Origin of the sequence: Marinobacter nanhaiticus D15-8W, assembly GCF_036511935.1 — a bacterium.
In the GTDB taxonomy this organism is placed as follows: domain Bacteria; phylum Pseudomonadota; class Gammaproteobacteria; order Pseudomonadales; family Oleiphilaceae; genus Marinobacter_A; species Marinobacter_A nanhaiticus.
Genome location: NZ_AP028878.1, coordinates 1,651,094 through 1,668,020 on the forward strand (window position 1 = coordinate 1,651,094; position 16,927 = coordinate 1,668,020).

The following is a 16,927-nucleotide window of genomic DNA, read 5'->3' on the forward strand; positions in this document are numbered from 1 at the left end:
GCCAAGCCCCTGCAGCGGTCTGTTGCGATACCCGGTGTTTAGTGCCAGTAGGTCCAGCCGTCCATGTAATAGTCGTGGATGGTTGGGTCGTCCAGCGAACTGACCTCGACAGGGCTTGTCGGTTTGAGATCCCGGGGGAAGGTTAACGCTTCGGCGAAGGTGGTGTTATCCAGGAACCGGGTCTGGACGGACGGTTCTTCCGGTTTCAGCGGACGCTGCGAGTGGCTGGCATAGACAAAGCCCCACTCGCCGAATGAGGGCACCTGGACATGGTAGGGGACGACGCGCTCAAAACCTGCTGCTGCCAGCGATGCATGAACGGACCAGAACGCTTTGGTCGCAAAGTAGGGGCTCGTGGCCTGTGTGGTGAAACTTCCCCCGGGGGCGAGGTGCATATCCACCAGTCGATAGAATTCGCGGCTGTAGAGACGGGCCAGGGATACATTATTCGGGTCTGGCAAGTCCGCCAGGATAATGTCGAACTTCTTGTCCGATTCCTTCAGGAAAACCATGGCATCCTGGGCTACGGTGGTGACTCGCGGGTCATCCAGGCTGCCCTGGTTCAGCTCGGCCAGCCGGTGATCCGTTCGCGCAAGCCGGACGACGGCGGGATCGAGATCCACCATGGTAATGGACTGCACTTCGGGGTACTTGAGCAATTCCCGCGCCGCCATGCCGTCGCCCGCACCGAGCAGGAGAACACGGCGTGGCGCCTCGTGCTGCGACAGGGGGATATGGACCAGCGCCTCGTGATAGCGGTATTCATCGACCGACGAGAACTGCAGGTTGCCGTTGAGGAACAACCGGATGTCGTCCTTGTATTGCGTCAGAACGATGGTCTGGTAGGGCGTCTGTTCGCGGTGGACCACGCGGTCACTGTACAGGCTGTTCGTCCAGTGGGACAGCAGGCCCTGGGAAAAGACCAGGAGTACGACAAGGAACGAGGTCACCATGGCGCCCGACCAACCCAATAGACGTTTGCGCGACAGGTCAAGCTGCGGCGCAAAGTACCAGAGGTTGAGCAGCCCGAGGCCGATATTGAGCAGCCCGAAAACCAGGGACGACTGGAAGACCCCCATCCAGGGCAGCACCAGGAACGGGAAGGCGAGGGTGGCCAGCAGTGCGCCCAGGTAGTCGAGCGAAAGCACGTTGGACAGATTCCTGGCGAGAATGTCCTGATGCTCAAGCAGGCGGGTCAGCAGCGGCACTTCCAGTCCGGTCAGCGTACCTACGGTCAGGATCAGCAGGAGCATGACCGGCTGAACCAGATCGGTATAGGCATAGGCGAGGTACATGAACGGCACGCACAGACCGCCTATCAGCCCCAGCACCAGTTCCACGGCGATAAATGCCATCAACAGGTTGCCGTTGACCCAGCGGGAAAGCCACGATCCCAGCCCCATGGCGGCCATATAGACCCCGATCGTAATCGAGAACTGCCGCACACTGTCGCCGAGGAAATAGGATGCGGTGGTGCTGATCAATAGTTCATAGATAATTGAGCAGAGACCGGCAATCAGGATCGAGCCGATGAGCACCTGTTTCTGGCGGTGGAATCTTGGATGTTGCGCCGACTTCCCGTCGTGCAGACCTTGAGGTGCAGAGGACATACTGCTTACTTGCCGTAATGGATGCCGGCACCGCGATCGCCCGGCCCGCCGATACTGCCGTTACGGACGGAGCGGTTCGGGAAGTAGCGCGGCCCCCCGAAATACCAGAAGGATGGGCCGCTGTCATAGCCGTCGTATCCGGAGTAGCCGTAGCCCTCGCTGGCGAAGGAGAACATACCGAGATAGAGAATGCCCAATAGGGCGAGTGTCATACCTGTTATCAAACGCATAACGGACGTCCCTGTAGATTAGTGTTCCCTGAGCAGGTCGAGCGTGCTGCCCGATTTGCGGAAGAAACGCAGAACGAAATAGGCAATCAGTGCCAGTATGCCTATCGCCATATGGGGGATCGGGCTGAAACCGAGGGTCGCGACCTGCACATTGATCGGGCTGCTTGAGATCTGGTTGGGCGACAGATTGCTCTCCGGTGTCACCTGTAGGTAGTAATCCCCGGGTTTGGCTACCGTGACCTTGGCTTCATAGGACTCTTCGGCCTCCCGCCAGTAGTAGCCCTCGTCGTACCCGTCTTCGTCCCAGAAGCCTTCACCGAAGCCGGTGAGATACCTTTTCTGGCTATCGAGTAGCGAGAGTGTGACGAAGCTCCATTGGTTGACCGGTAGGTTCTGACGGACGTTGGCACGCAGGATCGTGTCGTCCTCCTCGATATGAAATGGGCCCACGATGCCGCCGTCGGCCGGTACGCTTTCAGCCAGCTTCTGGGTGCCGCCCGGCAGGCTCAGGATGAAGGCCGTAATCAGTGACGCCACGGCGAAAGCAAAGAGGCAACGCCCGACAACGTTGATCTGGGGGAGCGGTTGATTCTGGGTCATGGCTTTATCCGATCATGAAATACAAGACAGAGGCGAAGCTGACGGCCATGGCGAATTCAAGCAGGCCCGCGCCGACATTCCGGTCGTGGGCGATTTCCTTGTTGAGATCGTCGCGGCTGATAACGACCTTGTCGAAAAACACCCGTACGACGATCAGGTAAAGGAAAACGCCAAGAATGTTGATCGCCACCCAGGACAGGTTGTAGGTCCAACTGACAAAGTCGCCGTTAACCGATGCCATGATCACGATGCTGAGAGCCACCATGCTGCCACCGAAACCAAGTCCGGCCGCGAGATTCCCCTTTTCGATCTCGTTCTGGATCCGGTAGGGCGTGAGTTTTTCGTAAAGCTGGCTGAACAGCAGCAGGGCCACCTGACCAATAGCGTAGAAAACCAGCGCAGTGGCCACTCCTCCACCTTCGCCATGGATCGCCCCGGCTACGACGAGCGCAGATGCGATGTAGTTGGCGCCCTGGATAACGCCCGCTGCCTGGTTATGCTGGTCGCGAATAGCCGCAGCGACAGAGAAGGCGTGCAGGATAAAGCGGTCGTTGAGGTGACGGGATATGTTCAGCAGCACAAGTCCAAGCAGGGTGTAGCCGGAAACCACGACCAGATCCGTCAACCAACCCTGGCTCGGGCCGAGGTAGGCGCCGCAGAACAGGATGGTAAAGCCGATATAGTAGCCGGCCAGGCTGGTGGCCTGGGCGAGGTTGTCGTCCCCGGTCAGTTCCTGCTCGATATTGTAAGGCGTTAGCAGTCGCTTGAGGTACTTGGCAACGACGAAGAGCAGTACAAACAACAGCAGCATGCTGGCGCCACGCAGCAGCAGGTCGATGTCCAGATCGATCACGTATTGTCTCCCAGACTGTAGATTCGGATACGGGCGGGGTTGATGCGTTGGGTGATGTAGACGCGGTACTCCTGGTCCCAGCGCTCAACCGCAAGATCGTGTCGCTCGTCGTCCCCTTCGAAATCCCAGAACTCGAGAGATTCGGCTTGCTGGGCCTCGCCGTTTTTCAGGAATTGCGCACGGCCTCTTTCGACGAACCTGAACGTCGTTCTCTGCCAACGGACCGTGGCGCCCGGTTTGATGTTGGTCAGTCCTTCGGCGGTCAGGCCCGCGTCGTCGAGTGACAGGCGCTGCAACGTGACGCTGGTTTCCAGCTCGTCGTCATGCTCCACATCCAGCCAAACCGTTCCTGAACCGGACTGGCCTTCCAGTTCATACCAGTTGAACCCGTCCTGGCGGTAGACATGGCGTGAGGTGATCTGGACGTCGCGTTCTTCCATATCCTCGCCGTGGGGCGGCAACTGGATCATGCCACCGGGTCGCACGTCCTCAATGGTGGCATTGGTCGGTGTGGGCGCAGATGCCGGGGAAGCCTGGGCGCTACCTTGACGGTTCGACCAGAGGCGGTGGGCGCCATAGCCCAACACCCCGATCACCATCAGCAACAGAAGCTCGGAAAGCACGGTGTTCTCCTCAGGGCTGGTTGGTCGATGTGTCCTTGCCGTCGAGGCCCATCTGTTTCTTGAGTTCGCTCAACGCATCGCTGCCGGGGGACTCGCCTGCGAGCGCCTGGTCGATCTCGTCATCCAGGTTGCGGTTGGGTTTGATCATGTCGCCGTAGGATTCGGCCAGCGCTTCCTCTTCTTCCACCCGGGTGCGCATCTTCTCCAGCGTGGCGATGGTGGATGACGAGTCGATCTGGGCCATCTGCTTGTTGATCTTCTTGGTTGCGGAGCTGACCTTGGCACGGGCCTTGAGCGTCTTCAGCTCGTTTTCCCATTGGGTGATCTGGGCGCGCAGGTCCTGGATGCGGTGTTCCAGGTCGGCCGAGAGCCGCTCGTACTTTTCCTTTTTCTGACGGTGCTGCTAGGCCTGCTTCTGGGCCTGTGCCTGCTGGTCCAGGGCGCGTGTCGCGAGCCGGTCGGCTTCGTCCGCTGCCAACTCCCCTGATGACGCCTTTTGCAGGAGACGCATAGCCTTGACCTTATAGTCCTCGGCATCGGCTTGGGCGACCTCGAAATCTCGGCGGCTTCGGATGCCGATGGCCTTGATTTCGGCCAGGCTCTGCAGGCTCTTGTCGAGATCGGCCTTGAGGTCGCGAATGGCCTGCTCGCTCATCTTGATGGGGTCTTCCATCTTGTCGAGGGCGGCGTGTGCTTCGGCCGAACTGACCTTGAAAAGACGCTTGAACAGGTTCATGCGGTAACTCCTCCCTGGCGGGCGAATTGGATCAATTGGTTGGCATGCTCGGCGAGCATCAGGCTCAAGGCGTTAATTGAGCCCTCAAGTTCGTTCAGGTCCAGATTTTCCAGCTGCAGCGTATCGCGGAAGATCAGCCGCTCGCCGTCTTCGTCCAGGCAGAGCGCGCCGTGAACCAGTTCCCGGTTGATTTGTAGCAGGGTCCGGTAACAGGCGGCATCGGCGCCCGGTAGCGCGGTGATGAACTGCTCGATGATGAGGATGTCGTCCTCACAGTCCAGGATCAGGTTGTGGATACCCTGGGCGGGGGCCTCGACGATCAGGATCTGATCATCCGGATATTCTTCGACGATCGTGAGCGGCAGTTGCTGCACGTAGTCCTTAACGGTGGCGTAGGCAGTCGTCATGGGTTATCGCTCCTTGATGGTTGTCTGGCATCGGTCGACCTTCGATATTGGTTGAACACGACATCGGCAGGCAGATTGGATTCAGGTTTGAAGACAGTGTTTCAGGTCCTGTTCGGTCGGGATGGCTTCCTCGCGCACCATCAGGATCAGTGCGCTGGCATCGAAACGATGGTCGGGGGCCGGGTGGCATTCCACCTCGCCGTTATCGGTGACGTAAGCCATGAGCGTACCGTGGCCCGCCTTGATCAGTTTACAGGCGGCGTCAGCCCAAACGGTGTCTTTCACCGTGACATCGAAGCGCATGGCGTGGTCGTCATGATGGGTAAAGAGGTTTTCCAGGATTTTCTCCGCGCCCGGGGCGACCAGCGATCGAACGAGAATTTCCGGGTAAGCGCGAATCGGGCGTAGCGTCGTGTTGGCGCCGGCGGCTTCGGTGCGCTGACGGTTATCTTCGTCCACGCACTCGGCAACCGTGTAGGGCATCCTGTCGCCACACCGGTTGCGGATCTGGAGCAGCACGTCGAGCGTGACGCTATCGGAGATCCGGCTGTGCTCGTCGCGCGACAATACAATGATTGCTCTGGCATGTTCCGGCGAGACGGCTTCAACGGCACCTCGGTCTGTGGACTCGCCGTGGTAGTGGACGACGCCCATTTCCCTCAGGCGTGACGGCAGGCCGTCAGGAAAGGCATCGGTCAGCACCAGGATGGGCGTGTCGGCGAAGGCTTTGGTGGCACGGAACTGGCTGACCAGGCGCTGGAAGTAGACAGCCGGGTTGTTGAGGGGGCTATTGATAATCAGAACATGGTCTTTCATACGCCATCTCCAAAGGCCTTTGATCATGTATTCCTTTTGCTTGAGGCGGTAGTCGATATAGTCGCTGGCAAGTTGGGCAAGCAGCGTGATACCCGCGAAATACAAAAGGAATGTGGTTGCGAAGCGGCCGACCACCGTCGATGCGGAAAAGTCGCCATAGCCCACGGTGGTCAAGGTGGTGAGCGTAAGCCAGACGGCATCGCCGAAGCCCAGCCCTTCAAACGCGAGCATCACCGCCACGTGGGCGCCGGATAGGCCAAGGAGCCAGAGCAGGGCGCGCGTCAGGCGTGCTCGCATGTTGATGTCGAGTTTGCGGGTGATTCGGGCGTAGGACTGCCGACGCTTGCGAAGGAGGAAAAACATGGTCGTTGATTTACCCATCCCTGAGTATCTATATGGCCTGATCTCAAGCGATAGCGCTGGCGAACTGACTCCTGTCCGTCTTTTCGAAAGGTGATTGCTGAAAGGTAATCTATCTTGCAAGACGGCGATGTTACGTGACGTTGCGGAGGATTACCACCGGGCGCCGAGGTGAGGGCGACGCATGGTCGTAGCGACGTGCCCACGTGCAGGGCCGTCTATCTCACATACGGTATAGCATGCTCCCTAGCGTCCAAACCTCGCCCGATAGTCGCTGGGCGTCAAACCGGTCTGGCGGCGAAAAAGGCGGCTGAAGGAGCTGACATCTTCGTACCCGACGGCCTGGGTGATCCGTTCGACTGGCAGGCGCGAGGATTCCAGGTGTGACTTTGCCGCCTCGATGCGCAGGGCCTGCAGGTAATGCTGGGGCGTTTCGCCGGTGGCGGCCTTGAAGCGTCGGAGCAGCGACCGGCTGCTGAGGCCGGACTGGCGTACCAGGTCGTCGGTGGCCAATGGATGTGCATAGCGTTGGTCGAGCCAGTCCTGCAAGGCCAGGATTGCTTCGTCCTGGTGATAGCGTTTGGTTTGAAGCGCGGCGTAAGGCGCCTGGCTGCGGCGGCCGGCATCGATCACAAAAGCTTTGGCGAGCTCCCGGGCCACCTGGGCACCGGCGTAGCGTTCGATCAGCAGAATGCCCAGGTCCCACCAGGCGGTGCCGCCGCCGGCACAGGCGATGGGGCCATCCACGGTGACCAGTTGCTCCGGATGGCATTCGACCTGCGGGTAGCGCTGTCGGAACAGTTCGCTGAAACCCCAGTGCGTTGTGGCTTTGCGGCCGTTGAGCAACCCGGCTTCGGCAAGCAGGAAGGCGCCGGTACAGTTGCTGGCAATCTCCTGGCCGGCATCGGCTCTTTGCCGCAGCCAGTTCAGTAGAACGCCGGCATTTTCCAGTGTCGGGAGGATCGGCCCGCCGATCGTGGGAACGAGAATAAGCTCGCCGGGTTCGCTTTCCTGGATACTGCCGTCCGCAAGCAGGGAAATGCCGTTCAGGCAGGGACACGGGCGGCCATCCTCGGTAAGCAGTTGCACCTCAAAATGGCGCTCCGGCTCGCTTCCCTGGATGCGGGCCCAGGTGACGCCGGCTAGCCGGAAGAGGTCGATCATGCCGGTGATGGCGCTGGCCAGGGCACCGGGGAAGCCTACAATGGAAACCTTTCTCATCGGTGCAATCTGTAACACATCATGGCTGGCGGATTTGGCCTAAAGTGTGTCAGATGTGACGGTTTTCACCAAGTCGGCGCTATGCGAACCTTACGAACCTCCAGGGCTCCGCCCACTTTGGGACGCTTGCCGATTCTCCATAAAGGTAGCTGTAATGACTGACACACTGATCGATCGCCGCGACCTCGATTTCCTGCTTTACGACGTCATGGATACCGCCGCGCTGAGCAGTCGCGAGCGTTTCCAGGATCACAGCCGCGAAACGTTCGATGCTGTGATCGAGACCGCTGACCGCATGGCACGCGAAAAATTCGCACCGCATAACAGTCTGGCGGACAAGCAGGAGCCCAGCTTCGTCAATGGCGAGGTAGAAATGCTGCCGGAGGTCAAAGAGGCGTTCCACGCGTATGCCGAAGCCGGCTTCCTGGCGGGGCGTTATGACCACGACCTGGGTGGAATGCAGTTGCCGGAGTCGGTGATTGCCGCCTGCAATGGTTTCTTCACCGCAGCCAACCCGGGTACGGCAGGCTATCCGTTCCTGACCACCGCCGCCGCCAACCTTATCCGGGTGTTTGGTTCCGAGGAGCAGCAGGCCAAGTACCTGCCGCCGATGCTCGACGGCCGCTACTCCGGCACCATGGCCCTGACCGAGCCCCATGCCGGCTCGTCCCTGAGCGATATCCGTACCTCCGCCTCGCCGACTGACGACGGCCACTACCTGATCAAGGGCGCCAAGATCTACATTTCCGGCGGCGAGCAATCGATCACCGAAAATATCGTTCACCTGGTGCTCGCCAAGATCAAAGGTGCGCCTCCGGGAGTGAAGGGCATTTCGCTATTCATCGTGCCCAAGTTCCTGACTGACGCTGACGGCCAGGTGACCGGGCGTAACGGTGTGGCGCTGGCAGGGCTGATCCACAAACTGGGTTACCGGGGTACCACGTCCACGGCGCTCAGTTTCGGCGATGATGCACCCTGTCATGGCTACCTGGTAGGTGAGCCCCACCAGGGCCTGAAGTACATGTTCCAAATGATGAACGAGGCTCGTCTGGGCGTGGGCTTCGGTGCCGCGGTCATCGGCTACCGTGGTTACCTGCATAGCCTGGAGTACGCCAGGGATCGCTTACAGGGCCGCAAGCCGTCCGAATCCGACCCGACAAGTCCGCCGGTACCGATCATCGAGCACGCGGATGTTCGCCGTATGTTGCTGGCTCAGAAAGCCTACTGTGAGGGTGGTCTGGCCCTTTGCCTGTATGGCGCGCGGCTGGTGGACGACCAGCATACCCATCCGGATGCGGATGTCCGGGAGCAATCGGGTAAGCTCCTCGACCTGCTCACGCCCATCATGAAGGCGTGGCCCTCGGAGTATGGACCCAAGGCCAATGACCTGGCGATCCAGGTCTATGGTGGTGCGGGCTATACCCGTGAATACCCGGTGGAGCAGTGCTGGCGGGATAACCGCCTCAATCCGATCCACGAAGGCACCAACGGTATCCAGGCGCTGGACCTGCTGGGGCGTAAGGTTTGGCAGGACAAGAGCTATGGTCTGCAACTGCTGATGAAACGCATGCAGGCGGATCTTGAAGCCTCAACCACGGCCCGGTGTCAGCAGTGGGCGCTGTCCCTGAGTGAAACCCTGCAGCGCGCTGTCAAGGTGACTCAGGAGCTGGGCGCAGCGCTGATGAAGGAAAGTCCGGACGGCGTACTGGCCAATGCCTCTTGCTACCTCCATCTGTTCGGTCATATTGCGGTGGCCTGGATGTGGCTGCGCCAGGCGAACGTGGCGGAGTTCAAGTTGGCCTCGGGGGGGCTATCGGAGCAGGAACGCCACTTCCTGGAAGGCAAACTCCAGGCTGCACAGTATTTCTTCCATTGGGAATTGCCGACGGTAGCCCAGGACATCGTACTGTTGCAGAACCGGGACGATACCTGCCTTGCCATGAAGCCGGAGTGGTTCTAGTCCTTCATTGTTCGGCCCCGGCGTTGCCTCGGGGCCGTCTTCCTGCCTTTTCCTGAATTCGCTTGCCTGCGATTGGTAGGCATGCAGTTGGCGTTAACACCCATCCTGAACCAGACTGGTTAGATTGCCGTTCGGCACGATCTCCGCTGCTACCTATTACTCTAGGCAGCACACTCAGGCAGAGGATGTTCAATGACCAACAACTATCAGCCCATCGATTGTTCTGCCCACGATATCCTCCTCGAAGTCGCAACCTTCCAACGTACCGTGGAAATCGTATTTCGAGACGAGGCTGGCCAGATTCAGGCCTTTCACGACAGGATCCGTGATGTCTTTACCCGTGCCGGCGAGGAGTTCCTGCTCCTGGGACGCGGTCAATTGATTCGTCTGGACCATCTGATCCTGGTGGACGGCAAGCCGGTTACCCAAGGTGGCAAGGTTTCGGCCTGATTGGCACTGGGCGTCGTAGGTATCGTCAGGGTTTTCCTAACGTTTTGTCATTGTTAAAGAAAACGTAATCGCCCGTTTATTGTGTTGATGTGCCGCTCACTCATACACTGCTTCCCGTAGTCAAACGATCGTTTGGAAATTTGGAATTTATTTTTTGCTGAGGGAAAGCACATGAAAAAGGTGATCGCGGGTACGTTTGCTGCTCTTATGGCGCTTGGGCTGGTTGGCTGTGACGAAGGACCGGCTGAGGAAGCAGGTGAGTCTATCGATCAGGCTGCCGAAAATGCCGGTGAAATGGCAGAAGACGCAGGCGATTCTGTCGAAGAGACTTACGAAGACGCAACGGGTCAGTCTGACAGCGTCGGGGAAAATGTTCAGGAAGGCGCTGAGGAAGCTGGTGAAGCCGTAGAAGACACGGCCGAAGAAGCTACCAACTAAGTTTTCTGGTCTTTGGTTGCCAGTTAAAAATGTCCTATCCAAACCGTGACGGTCGCACGATAACCGTCTGAACGGTTGCGGGATGGTCGTCCACCTGCCCATAGTAAGGCATCTGTCCGCCAGGAGGAGCAGGTTATGGACACCATCCCGAATTTCCCCTCAATCCTTTCACGTTTCCGGGGCCACCGTATCCCGGGATTGGTCGTCGGTCTGACGGCTGTATGGCTGCTGTCCGCCTGCTCACTGCAGCCGACGCCACCGTTGTCGCTCGATACGGGGGCACAGCCTATACCGGCGTCCGCCGAAACTTTCCATACCGATGTTCGCCCGGCTCCTGGCCGCTTCCGATTTCTCCAAAAGGTGGAGCGCGCTGTCATCACGCAGCTTGAGGCTCTGGGCTACGAAAAGGTCGAAAGGGGTAGTGGTGATTTCTCCGTCCTGATCCAGTTGTCCAGAACGGATCGGGTTATCCCCTTTGTCGAACCGGTGGAGTCCGGCCGACTGAACCTCTACATGATGGATGATGACGAAACCCTGCGCGTGGGGCGTTCGCCGAACCTCGACAGTATCGATCTCGATTTCATGCAGGAACAGGATATTGCCGAGCGTGTTCGTATGTTTCTCGACGGTATTCCGGCAAGAACAAAAAACTCATCCTGATCTCCCGAATTGTTCGAAAATCAACTAAAGTAGAAGTTAACTATCGTCCATGTTTGCGTAGGCTGGGATAACGCGGCCCAAGGCGGGGCGTGAGTGCGGAAAATTATAATAATCAGCTCCTACCGCCAGAGGCGTGATAGCGGGCGAGTTCGTTCAGAGGTGGCGGCTCAATGAGATTCATCAATAGTGCGGCAATTACTGCCGTTTGCGTTGTTGCGCTGGTTGTTTCAGTTGTGGGGTATTTCATGTCTCCCATGCTTGGACTGGATGCGCCCTCCTTGGTTATCGGTTTAATCCTCGGCTTGGTTTTGGCTACGCTGGTTCTGGTAATTCGCGTACTGGAACCGCTGGAGCGGGGCTTCGCGAAGTTGGAAGCCGGCGATAAGGCGCCTGACAATCCGGCGGCTAAGTGGATTCCGTCTCTCTTACAGCAGGCGAGGGCGGGACAGTCCCTGGTTGAATCCCTGTCTTCCGGTGCTGACGCCAACGCCATTTCCGCTGCGGAGGTGTCTTACGCAGCAGATCAGCTCAAGTCTCGGCTGGACAGACAGGTCGAGGAAACGGCACAAATGGCTGATTACGCGGCCCGGATTACCTCTACCGTCAAGCAATCCGCCGAGCAGGCGAGTCAGGCTTCGACCATGTCGCGGCACGCCAGCGAACTCAGTGCCAGTGGTCGCCAGGCCCTGGGCCAGGCGATTGAAGAGGTGAGGACCGTACACCAGCAGTCGGGCGAGACCTTGCGGCAGATTCAGGAGCTGAATGAAAAGTCCGAGAAAATTCAGGGCGTCACCACGACCATTCAGGCCATTGCCGAACAGACCAACCTGCTCGCGCTGAATGCTGCCATCGAAGCAGCCCGGGCCGGCGAGCAGGGGCGGGGCTTTGCCGTGGTGGCCGATGAAGTGCGGCAGTTGGCAGGGCGTACGGCGCAGGCGACCGGCGAGGTGGCAGAAACACTGCAGGCGATTCGTGTGGATACCGGAACGATCGTGTCGCAGATCGAGAAACTCGCCGGCAGTATCGAAAGCGGCCTGGAATCAGTGGAGAGTGTTGGTGAGCGGCTCAATGAGATACGAGCCCAGACCGAGCAGGTCGAACAGCAGGTGACCAGCATCGCTGAAGGTGACCAGCATAACGAGGAAAGCCTGAGGCAGATGTTCCAGGCGATCGAAACACTGCGGGACGAGATGACCGAGAGCGACAACAGCGTGCAATCCCTCGCCCAGCAAGCGGCGCGGCTAATGGAAATCGCCGAGAACGCCAACGCCGCCTTTGCATTGAGTAGCGATGCCAGCTACCACCGGTTCTTCTACGAGCGAGCCCGTGAAGGTGCCGACCATATTGGCTCCCTGTTCGAGCGGGCACTGAGCGATGGCAAGCTATCCGAAGCGCAGTTATTCGATAGCAAACGCGAGCCTATTCCGAACACCAGCCCCCAGAAATACCATAGTGGCTTTGATCGCTTTACCGATCAGCATATCCATACCATCCAGGAACCGGTCAAGGATTCCCATGAGTCGCTGGTCTTCGCCATTGCCACGGCGCCGGACGGCTACGTGCCCACCCATAATAAAGCCTTTGCCAACGAGCCTACCGGCGATGCCAATGTGGACTTGGTGAAAAGTCGCAGCAAGCGACTGTTCAATGATCGTACCGGTAAGCGCTGCGGCAGCCACAAGCAGGATATGCTGCTGCAGACCTATCGCCGTGACACCGGCGAGATCATGCATGACCTCTCGGTACCGATCTATGTAAACGGACGCCACTGGGGTGGGTTCCGGCTGGGTTATCGGCCGCGGCAGGCTGGATGACGGACGGTAGACATAGCACGTCGCTAGCGTATCGGTTCCAGCAGTGCACTGCCGGCCCGGGCGATGGTTCGGGTCAGCCGTTCCATGAAATCGCCGCCATGGCGCCAGTAATGCCAGTACAACGGCACGTCCACCGTCACTGCCTGGTTCAGGTTGACCAGTTCACCCTCCGGCACCGCAAGGGTCGTGCGGTTGTCGCCGATCATGTTGTCGGGGATCATGCCGTAGCCCATGCCGGCCATGGCGAGACGTACGAAACCTTCCGCTGACGGGCACAGGTGATAGGGGAAGCGGCCGTGATACCCACACTGGGCCAGGAAGCGGTGCTGGAGCTGGTCATGTGGGCCGAAGACAATCGCCGGCGCTTCCTGGAAGGCCTGCGCGGTGAGCCCGTCGGGGAAGAATCGCGCAATGTAGTTCCGGTGGGCCCAGGCGCGGTAGGGCATGTTGCCGAGAGCAATACATCGCGCCCCGGCAACAGGCTGGTCGCTGCTGCACAGGCAGGCGGCCACGTCGCCTTCCCGCATACGGCGCAGCCCCACGTCCTGGTCCTCGATCACCATATCCATCAGTAACCCTTCTTCCTGGCAGAACGCGCCAATCGCTTCGCCCCACCACGTGGCGAGGCTGTCGGCGTTGAGGGCGATGCGCAGCCGGGTGCGGTCTTCGGACAAGGCGGGAATCTGACGCCTCAGGTCCCGTTCCAGCAGCTGGACCTGCTGGGCATGGTTGAGCAACCTCCGACCCGCCGGCGTGGCTTGCAGGTGGGGGTGCCGGGTGAGGACGGGTTGGCCAAGGCGCGATTCCAGCAATTTGATGCGTTGGGACACGGCAGATTGGGAGAGACCCAATGCCATGCCGGCCCGTTCGAATCCACCCGTTTCGACGACGGTGATGAGTGCTTCCAGCAGTTTGTAGTCGAGCATAAGTAAAAGTGATGCAGTATTAGCAATATGATTTTTTAGTATAACGACATTTGGTTAGTCTTTCCCTGCAAAACGACGGTCCGAGCTTGAAGGCGGTGTTTGGAGGGAGATTAACCATGTTACAGAGTTACCTGACCGGCCTTGTGGTCTGCGGCGGGATTATCATCGCGATTGGCGCCCAGAATGCCTATCTTCTGGGCCAGGCCTTCAGGCGGGAACACCACTGGTGGTCCGCGGCACTGTGCATGAGTGCGGACATAGTCCTGTTTACGCTGGGAATGCTGGGTGTCAGTGCGGCGTTGATCGCGTTTCCTTCGGCATTGGATATGCTGCGTTGGGCAGGTGTGGTCTTCCTGTTGTGGCTTTCATTTACGGCTTTTGTCCGGGCCGTGCAAGGGCGTGATGGTCTGGTCGCCGACGAGCAATCACGGCGCAGCCTGGGCGCTGTCTTGATGACGACACTGGCCGTCACGTTGCTCAATCCGCAGGTTTACCTGGATACCCTGTTGCTGATTCCGTCTGTTGGTGCCCAGCAGCCCGATCCGATGGTTTTCGCTGCGGGCGCCAGTAGTGCGTCCGTCATGTGGTTCACGCTGTTGGCCTGGGGTGGTTCGGCACTGGCACCGGTTCTTTCGCGACCGATGGCCTGGCGCATTATCGATGGACTGATCTCGTTGATGATGCTCGCGATTGCCGTGCACCTGGTCGTCAACGGGATTCACGTACCGAACCCGGCGCAAACGGGCGGCTGATTCCTCTATACTGGCTGGAAACCACCGAACCGAGGAATGATCTTGAACGAACAGGAAGCCCGCCCCGTGGAGGTCGATAGCGACGACCCCATCGTCCGCCGTGGCGATAAATCCAGAAACCTGGCTGTGTTGGTTTACCTGCTGCAGGCCCTGTCTTTTTTTGTTGGCGGTATTACCGGTCTTGCCGGCGTCATCGTGAACTACGTGAAGCTTGACGATGTACGTAACACCTGGGTCGAGCCCCACTTCCGCTGGCAGATCCGCACTTTCTGGATTGGCCTGCTGTGGTGTGTGATCGGCTTCGTCACCTTGCCGATACTGATCGGCTGGTTCGTCCTGCTCGGGATTTCAATCTGGGTGATCTACCGGATCGTCAAGGGTGCCCTGGCGCTGAATGACGGCAAGGCGCCTTGACCGACAAATGAAAAGGAGGCCTGCAGAGAACTCCGCCTCGGCAGGCCTTGAGTCGGGTAGTTAGTGACTGATCGACGCGACAGCCTCGAGTACCCGCTCGGCGCCAGTGCTGATGTCTCTAACGATCGTCTCCACGCTGGCTACCTGGGTTTGGCCTTCACCGGCCACATTCGCCACTTCCTCGATCTTCCTCACTACCTCTTCGGTTAACGTAAGGTTCTCGTGGATAACCTTCTCGATTTCCGCTGTGGATTCGCCACTGCGCGCAGCCAACTGTCGCACCTCGTCAGCAACCACCGCAAAGCCGCGGCCCTGCTCACCGGCCCGGGCTGCTTCGATGGCGGCATTCAGTGCCAGCAGGTTGGTCTGATCGGCTACGCCGGAGATGGTGCCGACGATGCGTTCGATATTCTGGGATTGCGCGTTGAGCTTCGCGATGACCTGTTTGGTCTGATCGATCCGCTCGCGAATCAGGTCCGTGGTCTTCATCGAGCTGGCCAGGGAATCCGTTGCCTGGGATGCACTGCGTGCGGTCTCCTGGGCGGTCGAGAAGGCGACTCCGGCGGCTTTGCTGGTGCGTTCCGTCTGGGCGACGTAATCGGTGATGTCGCTGGCAAATTTAACCACCTTCCAGACCTTGCCATCGTCATCGATGATCGGGTTATAGGACGCCTCGAGCCATAACTCGTCCCCGTTGGCGCGAAGCCGCTCGAACTTCCCCGACTTGTATTGGCCGCGAGCCAGGTCGTCCCAGAAAGTAGGGTTCTCTTTGTGGAAATTGGGTTTGCAGAAGATCTTGTGATGCTTGCCCCGAATGGACTCCAGAGAATAGCCCACCGCATTCAGGAAATTGCCGTTGGCGGTAAGGATTGTGCCATCCGGTGTGAATTCGATAACGGCCATGGAACGATTGATGGCATCGAAAACGGCCGTCTGACGGCTGATCTTCTGGTGTTTGTCGGTGACGTCATAGGCCAGCTTGATCACCTTGTATACCCGACCCTCACCATTACGTACGGGTAGGTAGGTGGCTTCCAGCCAGATTTCATTGCCCTTGCCATCATACCGGCAAAAGGTACCGGCCTGATTCTTTCCCTCGGCGAGTTTGCTCCAGAACTGGCGGTATTCGGAGGACCCGGCATAGTCTGCGTCACAGAACATCCGGTGATGTTTACCCTGAATTTCATCGAGCCTATAGCCCACCACGCCGAGAAAGAGGGGGTTGGCGGTCAGGATATGGCCGTCGGGTGTGAATTCGATGGTCGCGACTGCCGTCCGGATGGCGTCGATTGTCGACTGCAATTCGTTGATGGTGTCCTTCTGCTTTTCGATCTGACGAGTGTGCTTGGTAAAAATCATGGTTGTTGATCCGGCGCAGACTTGTTTATTAGATATACAAAAAACTAGCTTCTGCACCTAGTTAAGCGGCAGTGCAGTTTTTGAGCTATAGGGGCATCGACGTATGGATGTGCGATTGAGGTATAGGCAACCGCAAAAAAGGTCCATTTAGCCATGCAGAACAATCAGCTAGTGAGTACGGTGGGAGGGAGGAAGCAGTTTCGTCAGAACGTAAACAATTGTCAGAGAGCTCGCGGGTGGCTGGTGCTCGAGACCGATAGAGTCTCTTCACAGTGTGAGGAAACCCCAGTAAGGGAAGGCTTATGGCCCTCGTTTCAGGGTGCGGGGATGGTCGGCTCCGCGTTACGCGCCAAAATCCAGCTGCTGAGAGGCAATACGCGCTTCCATACAGACGGCACAGTTGACCTTGCTGCAGGCGCTCGGATCGTGAATGTCCATGCCCAGTTGAAGGGTTGCTGTGGTTCGAGGGCGGTTCAACCCGCGGTACTGGTTGAGGTGGCCCCGCAATGCGGTTTCTGCGGCGGAGGCATCGGCGAAAGGCCCCAGATCGACCTGTTCGCGGGTCCTGACATACCAACCGACGAGGGTGCGAATGAATCGGTCCGTGCGGATCGGCGAGAACTGCTGGCGTACGACTGACATCTCGAATCCTTCCTTTGGCTCATTATCGACTGCGGGCCAAAACCCCGGAAATGATG

Annotated in this window: 18 protein-coding genes and 1 pseudogene; 7 read left to right on the top strand and 12 right to left on the bottom strand. The window is 58.8% G+C overall.

Translation table 11 applies throughout. The features are described from left to right. Positions 1 to 38: 38 nt before the first annotated feature. The 9 genes and pseudogenes from RE428_RS07460 to RE428_RS07500 form a co-directional block, all read right to left on the bottom strand. Entirely contained in the window at positions 39 to 1,610 is a 1,572-nt protein-coding gene (locus tag RE428_RS07460) for a polyamine aminopropyltransferase (RefSeq protein WP_081614601.1), read from the bottom strand. A 5-nt stretch (positions 1,611 to 1,615) separates the two neighbouring features. Continuing rightward, a complete protein-coding gene (locus RE428_RS07465; protein ID WP_004581366.1) occupies positions 1,616 to 1,840 on the bottom strand; it encodes a hypothetical protein in 225 nt (74 codons plus the stop codon). Positions 1,841 to 1,858: 18 nt separating this feature from the next. Continuing rightward, positions 1,859 to 2,440 (bottom strand): hypothetical protein, encoded by a 582-nt coding sequence (locus RE428_RS07470; RefSeq protein WP_004581367.1) that lies wholly within the window; start codon positions 2,438 to 2,440, stop codon positions 1,859 to 1,861. A gap of 4 nt (positions 2,441 to 2,444) precedes the next feature. Beyond that, positions 2,445 to 3,293, bottom strand: coding sequence for a DUF350 domain-containing protein (locus RE428_RS07475; RefSeq protein ID WP_004581368.1), 849 nt, complete (start codon positions 3,291 to 3,293; stop codon positions 2,445 to 2,447). Beyond that, on the bottom strand, positions 3,290 to 3,916 hold the full coding sequence (locus tag RE428_RS07480) for a DUF4178 domain-containing protein (protein WP_004581369.1): 627 nt from the start codon (positions 3,914 to 3,916) through the stop codon (positions 3,290 to 3,292). The genes RE428_RS07475 and RE428_RS07480 overlap by 4 nt, the downstream gene beginning before the upstream one ends. Positions 3,917 to 3,926: 10 nt before the next feature. Beyond that, positions 3,927 to 4,652, bottom strand: a pseudogene (locus RE428_RS07485) (PspA/IM30 family protein). After that, a complete protein-coding gene (locus RE428_RS07490) occupies positions 4,649 to 5,059 on the bottom strand; it encodes a YbjN domain-containing protein (protein ID WP_004581370.1) in 411 nt (136 codons plus the stop codon). The pseudogene RE428_RS07485 and the gene RE428_RS07490 overlap by 4 nt, the downstream one beginning before the upstream one ends. Before the next feature lie 81 nt (positions 5,060 to 5,140). After that, positions 5,141 to 6,256 (bottom strand): ion channel, encoded by a 1,116-nt coding sequence (locus tag RE428_RS07495; RefSeq protein ID WP_205624608.1) that lies wholly within the window; start codon positions 6,254 to 6,256, stop codon positions 5,141 to 5,143. Between the two features lie 225 nt (positions 6,257 to 6,481). Beyond that, positions 6,482 to 7,456 carry a GlxA family transcriptional regulator gene (locus RE428_RS07500; RefSeq protein WP_004581372.1) on the bottom strand — a complete coding sequence of 325 codons (975 nt, stop codon included), beginning with the start codon at positions 7,454 to 7,456 and terminating at the stop codon, positions 6,482 to 6,484. Between the two features lie 154 nt (positions 7,457 to 7,610). Here RE428_RS07500 and RE428_RS07505 point away from each other — a divergent pair, with 154 nt between their 5' ends. The 5 genes from RE428_RS07505 (at position 7,611) to RE428_RS07525 (ending at position 12,778) form a co-directional block, all read left to right on the top strand. Beyond that, positions 7,611 to 9,416, top strand: coding sequence for an acyl-CoA dehydrogenase (locus RE428_RS07505; RefSeq protein WP_004581373.1), 1,806 nt, complete (start codon positions 7,611 to 7,613; stop codon positions 9,414 to 9,416). A gap of 192 nt (positions 9,417 to 9,608) precedes the next feature. Continuing rightward, on the top strand, positions 9,609 to 9,866 hold the full coding sequence (locus RE428_RS07510) for a hypothetical protein (protein WP_004581374.1): 258 nt from the start codon (positions 9,609 to 9,611) through the stop codon (positions 9,864 to 9,866). 171 nt (positions 9,867 to 10,037) lie between these two features. Continuing rightward, a complete protein-coding gene (locus tag RE428_RS07515; protein ID WP_004581375.1) occupies positions 10,038 to 10,304 on the top strand; it encodes a hypothetical protein in 267 nt (88 codons plus the stop codon). A 135-nt stretch (positions 10,305 to 10,439) separates the two neighbouring features. Continuing rightward, positions 10,440 to 10,964, top strand: coding sequence for a YajG family lipoprotein (locus RE428_RS07520; protein ID WP_004581376.1), 525 nt, complete (start codon positions 10,440 to 10,442; stop codon positions 10,962 to 10,964). Between the two features lie 170 nt (positions 10,965 to 11,134). Next, on the top strand, positions 11,135 to 12,778 hold the full coding sequence (locus RE428_RS07525; protein WP_040882570.1) for a methyl-accepting chemotaxis protein: 1,644 nt from the start codon (positions 11,135 to 11,137) through the stop codon (positions 12,776 to 12,778). A gap of 23 nt (positions 12,779 to 12,801) precedes the next feature. Here the strand turns inward: RE428_RS07525 and RE428_RS07530 are convergent, their stop codons facing one another. Then, positions 12,802 to 13,704, bottom strand: coding sequence for a LysR family transcriptional regulator ArgP (locus RE428_RS07530; protein WP_004581378.1), 903 nt, complete (start codon positions 13,702 to 13,704; stop codon positions 12,802 to 12,804). 116 nt (positions 13,705 to 13,820) lie between these two features. Here RE428_RS07530 and RE428_RS07535 point away from each other — a divergent pair, with 116 nt between their 5' ends. Together RE428_RS07535 and RE428_RS07540 are read left to right on the top strand one after the other, a co-directional pair. Next, entirely contained in the window at positions 13,821 to 14,456 is a 636-nt protein-coding gene (locus RE428_RS07535; protein ID WP_004581379.1) for a LysE/ArgO family amino acid transporter, read from the top strand. Between the two features lie 36 nt (positions 14,457 to 14,492). After that, a complete protein-coding gene (locus RE428_RS07540; RefSeq protein ID WP_004581380.1) occupies positions 14,493 to 14,870 on the top strand; it encodes a DUF4870 family protein in 378 nt (125 codons plus the stop codon). A gap of 60 nt (positions 14,871 to 14,930) precedes the next feature. On the opposite strand, the gene RE428_RS07545 is transcribed toward RE428_RS07540, so the two are convergent. Then, positions 14,931 to 16,229: a methyl-accepting chemotaxis protein gene (locus tag RE428_RS07545; RefSeq protein ID WP_004581381.1), complete on the bottom strand. Its 1,299-nt coding sequence runs from the start codon at positions 16,227 to 16,229 to the stop codon at positions 14,931 to 14,933. A 342-nt stretch (positions 16,230 to 16,571) separates the two neighbouring features. Further along, positions 16,572 to 16,871 (bottom strand): DUF6316 family protein, encoded by a 300-nt coding sequence (locus tag RE428_RS07550; protein WP_004581382.1) that lies wholly within the window; start codon positions 16,869 to 16,871, stop codon positions 16,572 to 16,574. Positions 16,872 to 16,927 lie beyond the last annotated feature (56 nt).